This is a genomic window from Alcanivorax sp. DG881 (assembly GCF_000155615.1).
In the GTDB taxonomy this organism is placed as follows: domain Bacteria; phylum Pseudomonadota; class Gammaproteobacteria; order Pseudomonadales; family Alcanivoracaceae; genus Alcanivorax.
The window spans coordinates 2,394,999-2,410,658 of the sequence record NZ_DS989915.1; the positions used below are offsets into that span (position 1 = coordinate 2,394,999).

The 15,660-nt window shown below is 57.3% G+C and carries 18 protein-coding genes; 7 read left to right on the top strand and 11 right to left on the bottom strand.

All coding sequences use genetic code 11. The features are described 5' to 3' along the window. The first annotated feature begins 220 nt into the window (after positions 1 to 220). Positions 221 to 814 carry a hypothetical protein gene (locus tag ADG881_RS10840; protein WP_039926627.1) on the top strand — a complete coding sequence of 198 codons (594 nt, stop codon included), beginning with the start codon at positions 221 to 223 and terminating at the stop codon, positions 812 to 814. 87 nt (positions 815 to 901) lie between these two features. Next, entirely contained in the window at positions 902 to 1,390 is a 489-nt protein-coding gene (locus tag ADG881_RS10845) for an SMI1/KNR4 family protein (RefSeq protein WP_083787478.1), read from the top strand. Positions 1,391 to 1,597: 207 nt separating this feature from the next. Here ADG881_RS10845 and ADG881_RS10850 read toward each other — a convergent pair whose 3' ends face one another. Continuing rightward, the gene (locus ADG881_RS10850) at positions 1,598 to 2,584 is read right to left on the bottom strand and encodes a YheT family hydrolase (RefSeq protein ID WP_007149855.1); all 987 of its coding nucleotides are present in this window, start codon (positions 2,582 to 2,584) and stop codon (positions 1,598 to 1,600) included. A gap of 105 nt (positions 2,585 to 2,689) precedes the next feature. On the opposite strand from ADG881_RS10850, the gene ADG881_RS10855 reads away from it, so the two are divergent. From ADG881_RS10855 to ADG881_RS10875, 5 genes are all read left to right on the top strand, one after another. Then, on the top strand, positions 2,690 to 3,409 hold the full coding sequence (locus ADG881_RS10855) for a 16S rRNA (uracil(1498)-N(3))-methyltransferase (protein ID WP_007151212.1): 720 nt from the start codon (positions 2,690 to 2,692) through the stop codon (positions 3,407 to 3,409). Continuing rightward, the gene (locus ADG881_RS10860; protein WP_050760147.1) at positions 3,409 to 4,065 is read left to right on the top strand and encodes a cold shock and DUF1294 domain-containing protein; all 657 of its coding nucleotides are present in this window, start codon (positions 3,409 to 3,411) and stop codon (positions 4,063 to 4,065) included. Before ADG881_RS10855 ends, ADG881_RS10860 begins: the two co-directional genes overlap by 1 nt. A gap of 154 nt (positions 4,066 to 4,219) precedes the next feature. Next, on the top strand, positions 4,220 to 5,071 hold the full coding sequence (locus tag ADG881_RS10865) for a DMT family transporter (protein WP_050760148.1): 852 nt from the start codon (positions 4,220 to 4,222) through the stop codon (positions 5,069 to 5,071). 22 nt (positions 5,072 to 5,093) lie between these two features. Beyond that, entirely contained in the window at positions 5,094 to 5,429 is a 336-nt protein-coding gene (locus ADG881_RS10870) for a TfoX/Sxy family protein (protein WP_007150428.1), read from the top strand. A 15-nt stretch (positions 5,430 to 5,444) separates the two neighbouring features. Next, positions 5,445 to 6,035 (top strand): DJ-1/PfpI family protein, encoded by a 591-nt coding sequence (locus ADG881_RS10875; protein ID WP_007150903.1) that lies wholly within the window; start codon positions 5,445 to 5,447, stop codon positions 6,033 to 6,035. Between the two features lie 51 nt (positions 6,036 to 6,086). Here ADG881_RS10875 and ADG881_RS17580 read toward each other — a convergent pair whose 3' ends face one another. From ADG881_RS17580 to ADG881_RS10925, 10 genes are all read right to left on the bottom strand, one after another. Continuing rightward, a complete protein-coding gene (locus ADG881_RS17580) occupies positions 6,087 to 6,509 on the bottom strand; it encodes a helix-turn-helix domain-containing protein (RefSeq protein WP_007149435.1) in 423 nt (140 codons plus the stop codon). Positions 6,510 to 6,623: 114 nt separating this feature from the next. After that, positions 6,624 to 7,166, bottom strand: coding sequence for a lactoylglutathione lyase (gene gloA / locus ADG881_RS10885; protein ID WP_007149371.1), 543 nt, complete (start codon positions 7,164 to 7,166; stop codon positions 6,624 to 6,626). 205 nt (positions 7,167 to 7,371) lie between these two features. Then, a complete protein-coding gene (locus ADG881_RS10890) occupies positions 7,372 to 8,898 on the bottom strand; it encodes a DUF1254 domain-containing protein (protein ID WP_007148809.1) in 1,527 nt (508 codons plus the stop codon). Positions 8,899 to 9,112: 214 nt separating this feature from the next. Continuing rightward, positions 9,113 to 10,072, bottom strand: coding sequence for an SPFH domain-containing protein (locus ADG881_RS10895; RefSeq protein ID WP_007148844.1), 960 nt, complete (start codon positions 10,070 to 10,072; stop codon positions 9,113 to 9,115). A gap of 58 nt (positions 10,073 to 10,130) precedes the next feature. After that, on the bottom strand, positions 10,131 to 10,604 hold the full coding sequence (locus ADG881_RS10900) for an NfeD family protein (protein ID WP_007148704.1): 474 nt from the start codon (positions 10,602 to 10,604) through the stop codon (positions 10,131 to 10,133). Positions 10,605 to 10,900: 296 nt separating this feature from the next. After that, entirely contained in the window at positions 10,901 to 11,389 is a 489-nt protein-coding gene (locus tag ADG881_RS10905) for a peptidylprolyl isomerase (RefSeq protein ID WP_039926631.1), read from the bottom strand. An 87-nt stretch (positions 11,390 to 11,476) separates the two neighbouring features. After that, the gene (locus tag ADG881_RS10910) at positions 11,477 to 12,997 is read right to left on the bottom strand and encodes a BCCT family transporter (RefSeq protein WP_007151067.1); all 1,521 of its coding nucleotides are present in this window, start codon (positions 12,995 to 12,997) and stop codon (positions 11,477 to 11,479) included. A gap of 180 nt (positions 12,998 to 13,177) precedes the next feature. After that, positions 13,178 to 14,170, bottom strand: a complete 993-nt coding sequence (locus ADG881_RS10915) for a lysophospholipid acyltransferase family protein (RefSeq protein ID WP_039926632.1) — start codon at positions 14,168 to 14,170, stop codon at positions 13,178 to 13,180. Beyond that, entirely contained in the window at positions 14,163 to 15,170 is a 1,008-nt protein-coding gene (locus ADG881_RS10920) for an MBL fold metallo-hydrolase (protein ID WP_007151462.1), read from the bottom strand. Before ADG881_RS10920 ends, ADG881_RS10915 begins: the two co-directional genes overlap by 8 nt. Next, positions 15,167 to 15,622: a chemotaxis protein CheW gene (locus ADG881_RS10925; RefSeq protein WP_007150659.1), complete on the bottom strand. Its 456-nt coding sequence runs from the start codon at positions 15,620 to 15,622 to the stop codon at positions 15,167 to 15,169. The genes ADG881_RS10920 and ADG881_RS10925 overlap by 4 nt, the downstream gene beginning before the upstream one ends. Between the last annotated feature and the right edge of the window lie 38 nt (positions 15,623 to 15,660).

A 15,660-nucleotide genomic window follows, 5' to 3' on the forward strand; every position in this document is an offset into this window, starting at 1 on the left:
GCTATATATCTCGGTGCTAACCATCCATTGGTACTTGTCATTGTTGGAGGGGTTGCCTTGATTGCTTTGTTCCTTTACGCATGGAGAGCGCCTGAAGAAGTGAGGCTGGTTGAGGTTATTGTGCCGCAACCTAACAAGAAGCTCCAGTCCGACCGCTGACGCGGCGGCTGAGCATGGCGTTATGCGAGAAAATAAGACAGATCCGCTCTAAGGAACAAGCATGGAAAAACTATTGATCGGTGTCTCAGGCGTAATCCTAGGTGCAATTCTTACAGTGGCCAGAGAATTCTGGAACGATTATAGAACCAAGAAGAAGAAAGCCCAATTTTTAGCAATCAGGGTAACTACAATGCTTGATCGTTTTGTTGAAGGCTGCGTTTCAGTCGTAAGTGACGATGGCGAAATGTACGGAAGAGATGAGCAAGGATGTCTACGTGTAAACTCAACTACTCCAGTATTAAACTTCGATTCGCTTGATGTTGACTGGCAATCCCTTCCTTTTGATCTTATGTATGAAATTCTTAACTTCCCTTTAGGAATCGAAGAGGCCAATGGAATGATTGGCAGTGTTTGTGAACATGTTGCATCCCCGCCCGATTACGAAGAAGGCTTCGAGGAGAGGCATTTCCAATATTCAAATCTTGGCCTCCAAGCTTATGAGTTATCAAAGAAGATACGGGAAAGGTATGGCATGCCAAAAAATGAATTCAAGTACTGGAATCCAATTGATTTTCTTGAAAAAAATAAGAAAGAGATAGATGAGAGAAGAGCTAAACGTGAAGAACGTGCAGCCAAATTTTACCAAAGCGCATAACAAGTGGCGGCAGTCAGACCAAATTTCCGCTCCTCCGTCGCTCCAATTTGCCTGCTGCGCCAGGCGTTAATCTCAAAGAGGAAACCCGTGAGGGATCTCATAAAAAGAATTCAAAACACTCCTGATTGCAGGGTTTTTCCGCCCAAAGGCATTCCCAAAATACCGGATCATTTGTCGCTTCCGTTAGATGTCCAGTCTTTTTATTCATTGGCCGGGGGAGCGGTCCTATTGCAAAACTCCCTTTCACCGTACGAGATACCTGAGCCCCAGAATTTCGTTCCCTCCAACGAGATTATTTTTCCAGAGGGGTACGACTGGGATTTACCGGAAAATGATAGGTCATATGATTGGTATGTTGCCGCTAACAGCGGGCCAGAACAATATATTTCGATAGATTTGAATCCAGATAGACTGGGGCGATGCTACGATAGCTTTTGGCAACTACATGCAACGGAGGATGCGGAAATCGTAGCACTTAGTTTCCGGGAAATGATTGAGCACCTTTTAGATCATAGAGGTGACGGCCCGTACTGGGTTGAAGATGGATTTCCGCGTCTTGGTTTTGCCTACGACTAAGAGATTAACAAGTCACGCAAGGCGGACGTTGTAGTTCCCCCGCTTTAGTGGACACCTTCTCTTAACCAGAGTTGCCCTAAGGGCACGCAGAAGGGCACAGAAGGGCACGGGGTCAGACCTCACATTTCACTGACCTCCATGGCATCCTGGCATGACCCCATGTTGTTATTGGCCTTGCGTCCCCCTCTCTGCCGAGAACCATCCCTGTCAGCGAAACCCAAACCCCTGCACAAACGCCAGCAGGCGTTGCTCCAGCCAGTAACGTTGGCTTTTATCCCCTACAAACCCTACATGCCCGCCGTAATCACTCACTTCCAGCGTTACGGCAGGCCCCAGTTCTTCCTGGTGCGGCAGGGTTTGCGGTGTCATGAAGGGGTCGTCGCGGTTCTGCAGCATCAAGGTCGGGGTGCGAATCTGCAGCAGCTTGGGGCCGGCGGAGCATTGTGCGTAATAGTGGTAGGCGCTACGGAAACCGTATAGCGGCGCGATGATCTGGTCGTCGTAACGCCAGAACGAGCGGATGCCGCTCATGTTCAGGCGATGCAGGCGCTTGGCTTCCGGGGGATTCACCTCGTCCAGATGGGCTTTCTGAACGGCAAAATTGCCCAGCAAGGCTTTCAGCAGGTGCTGGCGGTACAGTTTCGACAGGCCCTGATCCAGCCGGTTGGCGCAGATGTCCAGCCGCAAGGGGGAGCAGACTGTGGCCACGGCACTCAGGTCGCCATTGTCCCGGTGGGCCAACCAGTTCAGCAGGCGGCTGCCGCCGAGTGAAACGCCAATGGCAATGCGATGCCCGGTGGGGTTCTCATGGAACACATGCTTGATGACCGCATCCACATCGTCCACTTCCCCGGCGTGGTAGCACAGGGCGGTGTCGTTGGGTTTCTTGGCGCCCCGGCTGTTGATGGCCACGGAACGAATGCCCGCCTCGGCCAGCACCTTCTGCATGCCGCGCATGTAATGGGAGTCGCTGCAGCCGGACAGCCCATGCAGTAACAGCACGGTGAGCTGCCCCGGTCGACTTTCCGGCCCGGCCCAGTCCAGCAGTAAATAGTCACCGTCTTTCAGGTTCAGCCGCTCGCTGCGCCGTGTCACTTCGGGCAGGCTGCGGCCCATGGGCCCCCACAGGGTCTGCAGGTGCGGGTTGCGTAACCATAGTGGCGGTCGAAATGCTGACCGTACGATCTCGCCCATAGGCAGGGTCTCATCCAGCGGGAAGGAAAAATCACGCCTGACGCGTGGCGCACGTATGGTAGCCTTTTGTTTTTCTCGCTGGCAGCTATTCATGACGGAGATTCCATGCCGCGCCGTTTTTTTGATGATCAGGATTTCCTCTCCGGGCAAGCCGTAGAGCTGGGGGCCAGCGCCAGTCACCACATTGGCAAGGTGTTGCGCATGGCGGTGGGCGATGAGTTGGTGGTGTTCAACGGTCGTGGCGGTGAATGGTTGGCGAGTATCGCTGCCATCAGCAAGAAAGCCGTCACCATCGAACCGCAGGCGTTTACTGATGAAGACCGCACTGCCCCGCTGGCGGTGACGGTGGCGTTGCCGATGATCAAGGGCGAGCGCATGGATTATGCGATCCAGAAAGCCACCGAGCTGGGTGCCGGGGAGTTGGTGATTCTCGACACCGAACGCTGCGAAGTGCGCCTCAAGGGTGAGCGCCAGGACAAGAAGCTGGCCCATTGGCAGCAGGTGGCGATCAGTGCGTGCGAGCAGTGCGGGATGAACCGGGTGCCTGCCGTGCGTGGCGTGTTGAGTCTGCGTGACTGGCTGGCGTCGGACCTTCCCGCCCTGAAGTTGATTGCCCACCCGGGTGAAAAGCCCTTCTCTCCGGCTGCCTTGCAGACGCAACCCGCACTGGCATTGCTGACGGGGCCGGAAGGCGGGTTTTCCGATGACGAGTTGCAGCGCGCAGCGGATGCCGGGTTTACCCCTTTCGCCCTGGGCAACCGGGTGCTGCGGGCGGAAACCGCCCCGGTGGCGCTATTGGCAGCGCTGTGGGCGTGGTGGGGATAATGACATTGCAGCAAGGAAAACTGATTCAGTGGGATGATGCCAAGGGTTATGGCTTTATTGTCCCTTGTGATGGTGGTGACAGGGTATTTGTTCATATCAGTGCTTTTGTAGCTAGGCGAGCCAGGCCCTCAATAGGGGACAAGGTCCGATACCGCGCTAGGAGAGACAGAAATAAGGGGCTACGAGCTGAAGAAGTGCTTGGTCCTCGGCAATGCCAAGACAGAATCCCGGTAGGGGTGTTGGTTGCAATGGTTGCGGCGGCTGTGTTCTTGGGCGGGGTTCTATGGTTGAGTCGGGATTATGTGTTTTCGCCTTTTTTGGTAGCGGCATTGGTAGCGCTCAGTATTATCACGCTGTTGTTCTATGGCTGGGATAAACGGGCAGCAGTAAAATCGAAACCGCGGACGCGGGAGGACACCCTTCATCTACTGGCGCTGACGGGAGGTTGGCCGGGGGCGTTGATCGCCCGACCATTGTTTCGCCACAAGACGCGAAAACAGCCGTTCACGGGCATATTTTGGGCCACAGCTATTTGCAATGCCGCAGCGGTATTGTTTTTCTTGGTGGGGGAGCAAGCCGCTCCGTTTCGTGATTGGCTGGATATTGAAGCCATGCAGTGGCGGATTCTTATGCAGCCATTTATCCCTCTTCGTTGATGCCGTTTATGGCCATCGGTATAAGTGCAGTGGCAGACTTGTTTTTGTCTATTGTTAGTGCAGCAGACGTAGCAGGAAGAGCGCCAATGCTGTTAGCCAGTCCGATTGTTGCCCCGCTGGTCTTCACCCTTAATACGTTCTCTGTGGAATGTTAATGACTGTGACTCGTAGCCTGTGGTTAACAGCATTAGCCATGGTGGCCTTTGCGGCCAATTCGGTGCTGTGCCGTCTCGCCCTGCGCGAAGGTGCGATAGATGCCGCCAGCTTTACGGCGGTGCGGCTGGTGTCCGGCGCAGTGGCACTGGGGTTGATCCTGTTGCTGCGGGATCGCAGTGTGAAAGCCATGGCTACGCAGGGTAATCAGGGGTCGGCGTTGGCGTTGTTTGTCTACGCTGCCGGGTTCTCGCTGGCCTACGTTGAGCTTGCCACGGGCACTGGCGCCTTGCTGCTGTTTGGCGCAGTGCAGGCCACTATGATCGGTATCGGTTTGTATCGTGGTGAGCGATTGGCGCCGCTGCAGTGGTTGGGGCTGATGCTGGCGTTGGCGGGTCTGGTCGCGCTGATGTTGCCCGGCGCCACGGCACCGCCGCTGGCCGCCGCCGCCTTGATGCTGGTGGCGGGCGCCGCCTGGGGGGTGTACTCCTTGCGCGGCAAGGGCGCGGCCGATGCGACGGCGGTAACCGCCGGCAATTTCTTGCGGGCGTTGATCTGGCTACTGCCACTGGCGCTATTTGCCTGGCCGGCACAATGGCCCCAGGGGGCCGGGCTGGTGTATGCGGTATTGTCCGGTGCCCTGGCGTCGGGAGCCGGTTATGCCATCTGGTACCTGGCGTTGCGGGGGCTGGCCAGCTCCACGGCGGCCACGGTGCAGCTGAGTGTGCCGGTGCTGGCGGCCCTGGCCGGGGTGGTATGGCTGGACGAGGCCTTCACCCTGCGTTTGCTGCTGGCATCGGCGGCGATTCTGGGCGGCATTGCGTTAGTGATTCGGCGCGGCGCGTCCCGCTGAGCGGCATGGTCGAGAGGGATTGATGGCATTCGATGGTGAGCTGGCCCAGCGCGTACGGGAACAATGGCTGCAGGTGGCCGGCACGCTGCCAGATGAAAAACGCATGTTCGGCGGCTTGTGCTTCATGCTCGCGGGCAACATGTGTTGCGGTATTCTTGGCGAGCGGTTGTTGGCCCGGGTTGGGCCGCAGGCTTATGACGCTTTGTTGCTGGAGCCGGGGGCCAGCGAAATGGATTTCACCGGTCGGCCCATGAAGGGCATGATCATGGTGGATGATGCGGTGCTGTCGGACGATGAGGTGCTGCAACGCTGGCTTTCCGCGTGCTTTGAATTCGTGCGTCTTCTTCCCGCTAAATAATGGACAGGAGCGGTCATGCTGCAAATCGGAATTGTAATCTTTGATGAGGCCGAGGTGCTGGACTTTGCTGGCCCCTATGAGGTGTTTGCCACCGCGGCCCGGCTGTGTGACGCCCCGCCCTGGCGCGTCTCGTTAATCAGCGAAAAAACGACGGTAATGGCTCGGGGTGGTTTTCCTGTGCAAAGTCACTTCACCCTGGCGAACCACCCGCCTCTGGATGTGCTGCTGGTCAGCGGTGGGGTGCATACCGAAGCCATGAGCAGTGCTGCCCTGCTTGCCGCTATTCGCCGGGCCGGGGAACAGGTCCGCTGGGTAACGTCGGTCTGTACGGGCGCGTTTCTGCTGGCCAAAGCCGGGCTGCTGACCGATGAAAAAGTGACAACCCACTGGGAAGACATTACTGAGCTGCGCGCGTGTTTTCCGGGGCTGGACGTTCAGAGTGGGGTCCGCTGGGTTGAGGATGGCAATCGGCTAACCTCTGCCGGTATTTCAGCGGGTATTGATATGAGCCTGCATCTGGTGGAACGGTTGCACAGCCGCGAACTGGCCGTGCGCACCGCTCGGCAGATGGATTATGCCTGGCAGGTGTCGCCCTCTGGTTTCTGACTCACTGGCGCGAAATAAGCAGGGTTTCTTGCAAGAAAAAGTAATTCCGGATTACTTTTTCTTCTTTTTTTTGTCTTTTTTCGATTTGGAATTTTTGCCTTTCTTACTGTCTTTTTTCTTTCCTTTCTTTTCAGTTTTTTTGTTCTTTTTCTTTTCGGTATTCTTGCTTCCCTTGTCTGATTTTTCTTTTTTGTCGGATTTTTTCTTGGGCTTTTTTTCTTTGGTTTTTTGGGTGTTGGTTGCGCTGTCTTTTGTCGGTTTCAGTTTTGTAAAAACATCCAGGCCTACCAGCCGGAAGCGGCGCAGGCAGTAACGCACCTGGCCAATGCTGAGGCCGGAATCGGCGGCGGCTTGCTGCTGTGTTGCCCCGTTGTTGAGAGCCAGCAGCGCTTTGGCGCGCGGGCCGTTGGGTGCAGGGCTGTGTTCGTGAGATTGACAGGCTTTCTTCTGTGCCGCGGTAAGCAAGGTGGTCATCAAGTCATCCCCGTATGGTGAGTTCGGCGTTATGCCAAACTCAAACCATAAGGGAGAGTCAGGAGGGAATGCAAAAAGGAATTTTTGCTGTCAAAAAAGTGAAATAAAAAACAATCAGGATTGCTGCTTCTCCATCATGTTGGCTTGCAGGATTTCAATCCAGTAACCGTCCGGGTCCTTGATAAAGGCAAGGCCTTTCATTTTTCCGTCATCAGGACGTTTAATAAAGCTCACGCCGAGTTTTTCGAAGCGCTCCGCCGCTGCGTAAACGTCGGGAACGGTAATGCCGATATGGCCAAAGCCCTGGGGTTCGGCATTGCCATCGTGGTAGGAAAACTCCGGCTCATCTTCGGTACCCCAATTGTGGGTCAGCTCCAGCATGGCCTCGCGGCCGAAGGTAAAGGTCAGTCGTTTGGCGTCGTTGCCAGGTACGTCACCGGCTTCCTCTTCGCTCAGATAACCGAGGAAATAGAGGCTGAATTTCATCTCGGGGAAATCCAGCTTGCGCACCAGTCGCATGCCCAGCACCCGGGTGTAGAAGTCCAGGCTTGGTTTTGGATCCTTGATCCGCAACATGGTCTGGTTGAACAGGTACTCATGGGTGACCTCATCCGGGTGTTCGAACAGGCCTTCCGCTTTTTCAAAATGACGGGACATGGGGGCTCCAGATCAGTCAGTGCATAGGGTGCTACAGACTATCGGGACGGCGGGGAGGGAATGCAACCCGGTAGGGAGTGAAAGTGCGACCGCAATAGTTTGAAAGCATGGGGTAGGTGCAAGGTGTGCTGCAAGAATGTGTCCCGCACGACGTTTGGTGATGGACCTGAAAAAAGGGGCGCTGAGTGCGCCCCTTTCGGATAGCTTACGGGCTGACCTTCTTGATGACCGGAGGTTTCCAGGTGCCATCGAGAATGGCTTGTTTGCCCCAATAGGCTCGAATGTAGAGAGAGAAGGTGCCTTTCGGTGCTGGCAGCCAGTTACTTAGCTTGTCCTCTGATGGCTTGTTGTGCCCGGCGTACAAGGTAAGGGAGCCGTCATCGTTACGCTTCAGGTCCTTGTTCTTGGTGCCCAGAGAGTAACGCTGAAGATCATTGGGATAGAACAAATGTTTATCGTTGTACAGCGTCAGCGACCAGAAGCCCTTCACCGGCGGGGTTTCTCCCTTGGCAAAAGTAATGCTGTAGAGATTATCCCCGGTTAGCTGTTGGTCATTGCCGTCGTTGTCTGTATAGAAATATTGGGTTTCGTTGGGGCGGTTATCAAACATGTTGGAGCGGGCGGTGCCGGTGCGCATGGTGTAATCCACGCCCCACTCTGCATTGTTGACGGAACGGTTCCAGCCATTGCCGGCAGGCTTGCCGTTGTTTTCCCATTTGAAAAAGTCGGCAATCACCGTCTTTTCCGTTTCGATGGCAACGTCGAGAATGGCTTGTTTGATGTCAGGATCGCGCTCGGCGGCGGCAAGCAGTGCACGAACATTGGCGTAAATGGCTTCCTCGCCTGGCAAGGGTGGCACCTGATCCAGTACGGCGGGCAATTGCTCGAAGAATTTTTCCGGCACCACCCACTTGGTCTCTCCATCGCTTTGGGGGGCCGGGAAAGAGGGAAGTTGCGACCAGTCTACGGTTTTCATTTCCCCATCGAACTCTGACAGCGGGTAGGCATTGATTTGGCGAATCACCGGTTGAATGGCTTTCTTGTCTTCTTCTGTGGAATCCATGAACGCCCGGGGAATCATGTTGGCCAGCTCCGTCGAGGAATGGATCACATCATTGATCCCTTCGGGAACCTCTCCTTCCCAGTCCGGGCCTACCAACAGGTAAAAGCCGGGTTTGGTGCCGTAGGGTGTGCCAAGCTCGCCTACCTGATCGGTGCGCTGGTCATAAATTGCGTAGACCCAGAAACGGTCGCCAAAATCCGGCACCTGGATGACAACGGGTTGCTCGTTCAGTGAGAAGAAACCCAGGCCATAAACCACATCCTGATTGGGGCAGGTGACAAAGGTTTCTGCCGGATCGATGTAGTCACTGAGCATGGCAATGTGCCCCTGCGGGGCCACCGGTACGATGCCGTTGAGTAACCCGGGTTTGGGTGCCTGGGTAATGCCCGCGCGCCGATTCGCCTGGTTGACCATGGGCCAGGCCCAGACATAGGCCTGAGCGGCAACCACCCTGGCGTAAGACTCTGACATGGATGCCCCTTCTTCGGGCTGGTTCAGGTCTTCAAATGAGCGAGAAAGGGTTTCACTGTCAGGAGCTGTGGTGGCTGCTGCGGGGGTGTTTTCGGGAGGCGCTGTGTTGGTCGGTGCGGATTCTTCAGAGCTGTCGTTGTTGCAGCCGACAAGGGCAACAGCCCCAAGCAGACCAGCGGCTAGGAGTCCGGGTTTCATAATACTCTCCGTGTCAGAATTCCTGTCCTTATGAAATCTATAGCAGAGGCCGGTTAATTACCATGGGCCAGATAACAGGCTTTTCTATTTATACGGGTTAACCAAGGAAGGGGGAACAGGGCGAGGTTTGCGGGGCGCTAGCAGGGGAAGAAGAGTGCGAAGAAGGGAATAATCCTGCGAGCGATCGCATGACGATCGCTCGCAGGGTCGGGAATCAAGCCGGGGTTTTTTCCACGGTCTTGAGGACTTTTTGCAGGCTGGCGACGGTGCCACCAATATCGCTGAGGCCCTGGGGCAGCAGCATGGTGGTGGATTCCTTGGCCACTTTCTCGAAAGCGGTAACGTATTGCTCTGCGATGCGCAGGCTGACCGCTTCCTGGCCGCCGTCTTCTTTCACGGCCGCAGCAACCTGGCGCAGACCTTCACCGGTGGCGGTGGCGATCAGCTCGATTTGCTGGGCGCGCCCTTCCGCTTCGTTGATCTGCTTCATTTTTTCACCTTCAGAGATGTTGATCATCTCCTGCTTTTCACCTTCGGAGCGGTTGATCGCCGCCTGGCGGTCACCCTCAGAACGGTTAATGGCGGCCTGGCGCTCACCTTCGGATTCAGCAACCACCGCGCGACGTTCCCGCTCGGCGCGGACCTGTTTCTCCATGGCATCCTTGATGGATACGGGCAGGTTGATGTCGGCCACTTCGTAACGCAGGACTTTCACGCCCCAGGGCTGGGCTGCTTCATCCACTGCCTTGACCACTTCCATATTGATTTCGCCGCGTTCCTCGAAAGTCTTGTCCAGATCGATTTTACCGATCACGGAACGCAGGGTGGTCTGGGCCAGTTGCTGGGCAGCCATGACATAGTCATCCACACCGTAACTGGCGGACTTGGGATCAATTACCTGCAGGTACATGACGCCGTCGATGGAGACTTCGATGTTGTCCTTGGTGATACAGCTCTGGCGTGGCACGTCACGGACGATTTCCTTCTGGGAATGCTTGTAGGCAACCCGGTCGATAAAGGGCATCAGAAAGTGAAGGCCCGCCTCCAGGGATGTCTGGTACTTGCCCAGCCGTTCCACCACATACACCTGCCGCTGCGGCACGATGCGAATCACCATGAAGAGCAGAATGACAACGCCGAGGGCGATGAGAGCGGAAATAATTAAACCTGCCATGGATAGGGTTCCTTGTTATTGCTAGCGAGTTGAGATGAAAACGGGTTGGCGATAGGGGTCATTCAGCCGGTGGCGTCTGCGGTCCTGGCATCCAGGGCTCTACGGTGAGCCAGAGGCCGTCGTGGTGGGTGATGCGCACCATGTCGCCGGGCTGTAGGGGCTGGGCGCATTGTGCCTGCCAGCGAGCACCGCGATAGTTGACGGTGCCGGTACCTTTGGCGAAGGCTTCAGCCACGGTGGCGCGGCCACCGACCAGGCCGGCACTGTCTGCCTCACCTTCACCACGGGGTCGCTCATTGCCCATCAGCTTGTCGTTGAGCACGCGGCGGACAAACACCAGCAATAACAGGCTGGTGGCGGCAAAAATGGTGAGCTCCCAGGTCGTGTCATCCAGCAGCCCGAGAAACTTGAGGCTGCCTACCAGCAAAGCGGCGATCCCGAAGAAGATCACCACCAGCCCGGACACGGCAAATTCGGCAATCACAAAGGCGAGCCCGGCGATAATCCAGTAACTGTACTCCGGCAGATCCATTCCTGTGCCCCTGTAGCGTGTGCATTATTTTGATGGACTAAGATAGCACGTTGGTGACAGGTTCGTCGGTAGGAAATGGCTGAAAATGAGAGAGACGAGTTGAAAGTTCAAAGTTGAAAGTTACAAAGCGCGAGAGGGCCATTCAGCAACCGTTGAAAGTTGTCGCCGCGGCTCAACCCCGTGCGCTATTCAACACCTAATGTCTTGGGCCTCGTTCTACTTTGCGGCGCGGCGAAGATGTCTGCCGGGTGTCCCCAGAACCTGCCCGCGCTTTTCAACTTTCACCTTTCAACTGGTTAGTGCTGATGCCCGCCAACCCCGTGGGCATGCTTGTGGGCTTTTTCGTCGTCGGTGGCATCACGGATATCGGTGATTTCCACCACGAAGCGCAGGGACTTGCCGGCGAGTGGATGGTTGGCGTCCACGTCTACGGCTTTCAGGCCAACTTTCAACACGGTGAGCATGCGCGGGCCTTCATCGGTGGAAACGGTGACCACTTTGCCGGGCTCCAGTTTGCCTGCGTGTTTCAGGTATTTGCGGGAAATACGCTGGAACAGCTCGTTGTTGTATTCGCCGTAGGCGTCTTCCGGGCTGATGGTGACATCCACTTCGTCACCGGTGTTCTTGCCTTCCAGAGCCGCTTCCAGCCCCTTGATGATGTTGTTGTAGCCGTGCAGGTAGGCCATGGGCTCGCCGGTTTCCCGGGAGCTTTCAATTTCACTGCCGTCATCGGCGTTGAACAGGCTGTATTGCAAGGTGACCACCTTGCCGTTTTCGATAGTCATGCGCGCCACTCCAGGGGCTGAAAATAGGGGGAGCCGGATGCGAGCCCGGGGTGGCAGCATTGTGCCGCCGCCCTGAGCCGCAGGCAATTAGGCTTGTTGCTTGCGCAACAGTTCGCCGGCCAGTGCCGGGCCGGTCCACAGGCTGGGCAACAGAACCAGTGAAACCGGCACCGCAGTGACCACAATGAACTTCTGCAAGGCGTCAATGCCGCCATCACCGATGCTGATCAAAATGGCGGCGCTGGCGCCCATCATGATGCCCCAGAATACCCGTATGGCGGAGGGGGGCTCTTCTGTGCCGGTCATCACCACGGACACGCTATAGGTCATGGAGTCGCCGGTGGTAGCCACGAAGATGGTGGTCAGCACCAGAAACAGGCCGGACAACAAGGTGCCCCAGGGCAGGGCCTGGGTAGTGGCCAGCAAGGCGGCGGGCAGATTAAAGCCTTCGAATGGTTGGGAAATAATACCGGGCTGGGCAATTTCCAGGGAGATGCCGGTGCCGCCGACAATAGTGAACCAGAAGCAGGTGACGAGAGGGGCCACCAGGGCTACGACGCCGACCAGCTGTCGCAGGGTGCGACCGCGGGAAATGCGTGCCACAAACAGTGCCATCAAGGGGCCATAGCCGATAAACCAGCCCCAGAAGAACACCGTCCACCAGTCCAGCCAGCCAGGGTCACCACGGAAGGTGGCCATGGGGAAAAACTCACCCAGGTAGGTGCCAAGGCCCTGCACGAAACCGTCGATAATGAACGCCGTCGGGCCGGCGATCAGGATAAAGGCCATTAGCGCAATGGCGAGCAATACATTGAAGCGGCTGAGTATCTGGATGCCCCGGTTTACGCCGGTAATGGCGCTGATGGTATAGATACAAACCAACCCGAGGATGACCGCTAGCTGGGTGCGGAAGGTGTCGGCGATACCGAATAGATCATTGAGCCCGAAGCTGACTTGCAGGCCAAGAAAGCCGATGGGCCCCACCGTGCCAGCGACGACCGCCAGTACACAGCAGGCATCGACAATTGCCCCGCCGGCGCCGTGGATAATGCGGTCACCGAATACCGGATACAGCAGGGTCCGGGGCTTTAGCGGCAAGCCCTTTTCATAGTGCAGTACCATCAGGGTGACACTGGTCAGGCAACCGAGAATGGCCCAGGCCAGAAAGCCCCAGTGCATGAAGCTTTGCGCCAGCGCATTGGTGCCCTGCTCCATGGGCGTGTTGCCTTCCCCAAACAACGGCGGCGCCGAGATGAAATGGGCAATGGGCTCCGCTGCCGCCCAGAACACGCCACCACCGGCGAGCAGGGTACACATAATGATCGACACCCACTTGAAGGTGGACAGCTCCGGTTTGTCCATCCCTCCCAGGCGAACGTTACCGGTGCGGCTGATGGCCAAGTACAGGGAGACGAAAAAGGTGGCCAGCATAAGCAGCTGCCAATAGGCACCAAACAACTTGGTGGACCAGGCAAAGCTGGTTTGTACCCAGGCGGCGGTTTGCTCAATATCCCAGAGGGACAGGCCCACAAACAGCAGGATCAGGCCGCCGCTGAGAATAAAGACCGGCACATCCACGGCCTGAAAGGTACGAGACAAGAAAGACATTGCGGTCTCCTGTGAGACGCGACCGGGGCGCAGGCGATGCTGCGGCGAACAAGGAGACCAGAACGGAAAACCCGGTAACTGCGGCCAGGACCTTGGGTCACAGATGAATGAGCGCGTTGCGTAAACGCATGAAACAATGGCGTTATTCTACACCACCCGAGCGCTGGCCGGCAGCGGGGTTCACGGCTTCGCGTCGGGATGCAGGCCCAGCGCTTTGCGATCTGTACCCGTGCGAATCTCACTCAGCAGGCGGTTGGACTGCCGGTACCAGTTACGGCGGCCGCGGGGGCTCCATTTGAAGCGCTTGTAGGTCCACTGGTACTGGCTCAGGTTGCGGTCAATGCAGCGTTGCAGGCCGCTGTTCATGGCGGTGAGGATTTCGGCGGTGTCGTTGGCCTGCTCGATGGCCGGGGCCTCTTCGAAGTGCAGGTGGATATCTTTCACTCCGCCTTCGCCGCGAATGCAGGAAACGATAAACACATGGGGGCGGTAACGCTGGACCAGTTTGTCGATCAGCGCCGGGGTGGGCACGTCATAGCCAAAGAAAGGCACAGAGGGATTACTGCGGTTGCCTGGATTATGGTCGGAGAGAATACCCAGAGTGCCACCGGCTTTCATGGCCGCCAGCGCCTGTTTGACGCCCTGGCTGTTGGTGGGGATAAGCACGGATCCGGTGCGTTCGCGGGCCGCCTTGACCATGGCATCCATCAGCGTGGCCGGGTGAGGCTGGTACATGATCAGGGTCTTGTCCCGGCTGCCTTTGTCGCCCACATACAGGTTGCTGATTTCCCAGCTGCCCTGGTGCAGTGACAGCATCAATACCGGCCGTTCGCTGGCGCAGGCATCGAGAAAGGCCTGCTCGCCATGGATATGGGTGACCCGTGACAGGGTTTCCTCCACGGGCCGGTGCCAGACGTGGCTGAATTCGGTGAGCGTGCGGCCCAGTTCGCGCAAGCTCTGGCGGCCGATTTTTTTGGCTTGGGCATAGGTCATGTGCGGGTGCGTGGCCAGCAGGTTGATCAGCACCACCCGGTAGGCGCTGGCATAGCGCAGCGGTACCAGGGTCACCAGGGTAGCAACGGCGGCACCGAATCCGGTGACCAGTGGCAAGGGAAGCCAGGCAAGAAGGCGAACCACCATCCAGAGACGGCGGCCGGGGTATTGTTTATTCATGTGTCAGTTCAATGGTCAGGGTTTCGCCATGCTGCGGAACCCGAAAATGTGCGTGTTCAATGTGTTGTTCTGTCAGGGCCCGAGCCAGCGCTTTGGGCGGCGCATCCATGGGTTCGTCAGTGAGCACGAAGGTGCCCCAGTGCATGGCCAGGGACTGGCGCGCCTGAATATCCTGATGGATTTTAACCGCTTCTGCCGGGTTGATGTGCACCGGTGACATGAACCAGCGCGGCTCGTAGGCCCCAATGGGCAATAATGCCAGATCTACCGGCCCGAATACTTGTCCAATTTCGTTAAACAGCGGTGCATACCCGGTATCACCGGCAAAATAGAGGCTGAAGTCCGGAAAGTTCAGGCGCCAGCTGCACCACAGGGTCTGGTTGTGATCGTTGGCGCCGCGCCCGCTGAAATGTTGGGCGGGCAAACAGAAAGCCTCCACCTGGCCGTGGTAGTCGCTCTGCCACCAGCCCAGCTCGATGATCCGCTCTACACCCAGTTTGCGCAGCCAGGCGGCGATACCCTGGGGCACAAACCAGAGAATGTCGCGCCCGAAGCGGGCCTGTAATTGCTTTACCGAGGCCTTGTCCAGGTGGTCGTAGTGGTTATGGGATATCAGCACCGCATTGATGTCGGGCAGTTGCTCGATGGTCAGTGCTGGTGGCACCGCCCGTTTCGGGCCGGCGAAGGTGAACGGGGAGCAACGGTCGGAAAACACCGGATCAGTGAGCAGGTTCCAGCCACGGTGCTGGAACAGGTAGGTGGCATGGCCAATCCAGGTAATCTGCGGGTGATTGCCTGGCTGGGCCAGCTGTTCCGGGTCCGGGGTGTGTAGCGGAAAGGACTGATGGTCGGGAAAACGTCCGCGCGATTGCCACTGCCAGCGCAGGAAGGAGCCGAGTCCGTGGTGCGCAGTGGCATACCGGTTACGGAAAGCGTGCTTGCGGCGCTGGCTGGCGGGTTCTTCGGCGGCCAGCGCCGCCAGTCGCTCACGGTCGATCATGCCGGTTTCTGTAGTCCCGCCACAGCACCTTCAATGGCATCCAGATCCGGGATTACCGCCAGGTCGCCACCGACCTGAATATACATGGCCTCCGCCGGGCCGGTGTCCACCGGCTCTTCCACCGGGTCGTCCTTGGCCACTTTCATCAGGCGGGGAATCCCCTGCACGATTACTGCATAAAAAGGCGCCTTGCTGGCTACCGTGTTGAGCACGGCAATCCGGGCATCCTGGCCGATGGTGACCTGGCCGGATTCGTTGAGTTTTTCGAATGACAGCAGCGGGATCTGCTGGTCACGCCAGCTCAGCCAGCCTAGCAGCCATTCCGGACCATGGCCCGGGCGATCCGGCTGGCGCAACGGAATCACCTCGGCCACCACAATATTGGGCACCATCCAGGGGCGTCCCTGCATGGGGATCAGCAGGCTGGAAATATCGGAGGGCAACTGCGCCATAGTGCTGTTCCTTTTCTTGTCATCGCGTATGTCGTCGC

Excerpts from the sequence above, each read along its gene's own strand:
- ADG881_RS10870 (WP_007150428.1), top strand. The coding sequence starts at position 5,094 with ATGGCATTCGATGGTGAGCTGGCCCAGCGCGTACGGGAACAATGGCTG.
- ADG881_RS10900 (WP_007148704.1), bottom strand. The coding sequence starts at position 10,604 with ATGGATCTGCCGGAGTACAGTTACTGGATTATCGCCGGGCTCGCCTTT.
- ADG881_RS10860 (WP_050760147.1), top strand. The coding sequence starts at position 3,409 with ATGACATTGCAGCAAGGAAAACTGATTCAGTGGGATGATGCCAAGGGT.
- ADG881_RS10850 (WP_007149855.1), bottom strand. The coding sequence starts at position 2,584 with ATGGGCGAGATCGTACGGTCAGCATTTCGACCGCCACTATGGTTACGC.
- ADG881_RS10855 (WP_007151212.1), top strand. The coding sequence starts at position 2,690 with ATGCCGCGCCGTTTTTTTGATGATCAGGATTTCCTCTCCGGGCAAGCC.
- ADG881_RS17580 (WP_007149435.1), bottom strand. The coding sequence starts at position 6,509 with ATGACCACCTTGCTTACCGCGGCACAGAAGAAAGCCTGTCAATCTCAC.
- ADG881_RS10840 (WP_039926627.1), top strand. The coding sequence starts at position 221 with ATGGAAAAACTATTGATCGGTGTCTCAGGCGTAATCCTAGGTGCAATT.
- ADG881_RS10915 (WP_039926632.1), bottom strand. The coding sequence starts at position 14,170 with ATGAATAAACAATACCCCGGCCGCCGTCTCTGGATGGTGGTTCGCCTT.
- gloA (WP_007149371.1), bottom strand. The coding sequence starts at position 7,166 with ATGTCCCGTCATTTTGAAAAAGCGGAAGGCCTGTTCGAACACCCGGAT.
- ADG881_RS10875 (WP_007150903.1), top strand. The coding sequence starts at position 5,445 with ATGCTGCAAATCGGAATTGTAATCTTTGATGAGGCCGAGGTGCTGGAC.
- ADG881_RS10890 (WP_007148809.1), bottom strand. The coding sequence starts at position 8,898 with ATGAAACCCGGACTCCTAGCCGCTGGTCTGCTTGGGGCTGTTGCCCTT.
- ADG881_RS10925 (WP_007150659.1), bottom strand. The coding sequence starts at position 15,622 with ATGGCGCAGTTGCCCTCCGATATTTCCAGCCTGCTGATCCCCATGCAG.
- ADG881_RS10865 (WP_050760148.1), top strand. The coding sequence starts at position 4,220 with ATGACTGTGACTCGTAGCCTGTGGTTAACAGCATTAGCCATGGTGGCC.
- ADG881_RS10895 (WP_007148844.1), bottom strand. The coding sequence starts at position 10,072 with ATGGCAGGTTTAATTATTTCCGCTCTCATCGCCCTCGGCGTTGTCATT.
- ADG881_RS10920 (WP_007151462.1), bottom strand. The coding sequence starts at position 15,170 with ATGATCGACCGTGAGCGACTGGCGGCGCTGGCCGCCGAAGAACCCGCC.
- ADG881_RS10905 (WP_039926631.1), bottom strand. The coding sequence starts at position 11,389 with ATGACTATCGAAAACGGCAAGGTGGTCACCTTGCAATACAGCCTGTTC.
- ADG881_RS10910 (WP_007151067.1), bottom strand. The coding sequence starts at position 12,997 with ATGTCTTTCTTGTCTCGTACCTTTCAGGCCGTGGATGTGCCGGTCTTT.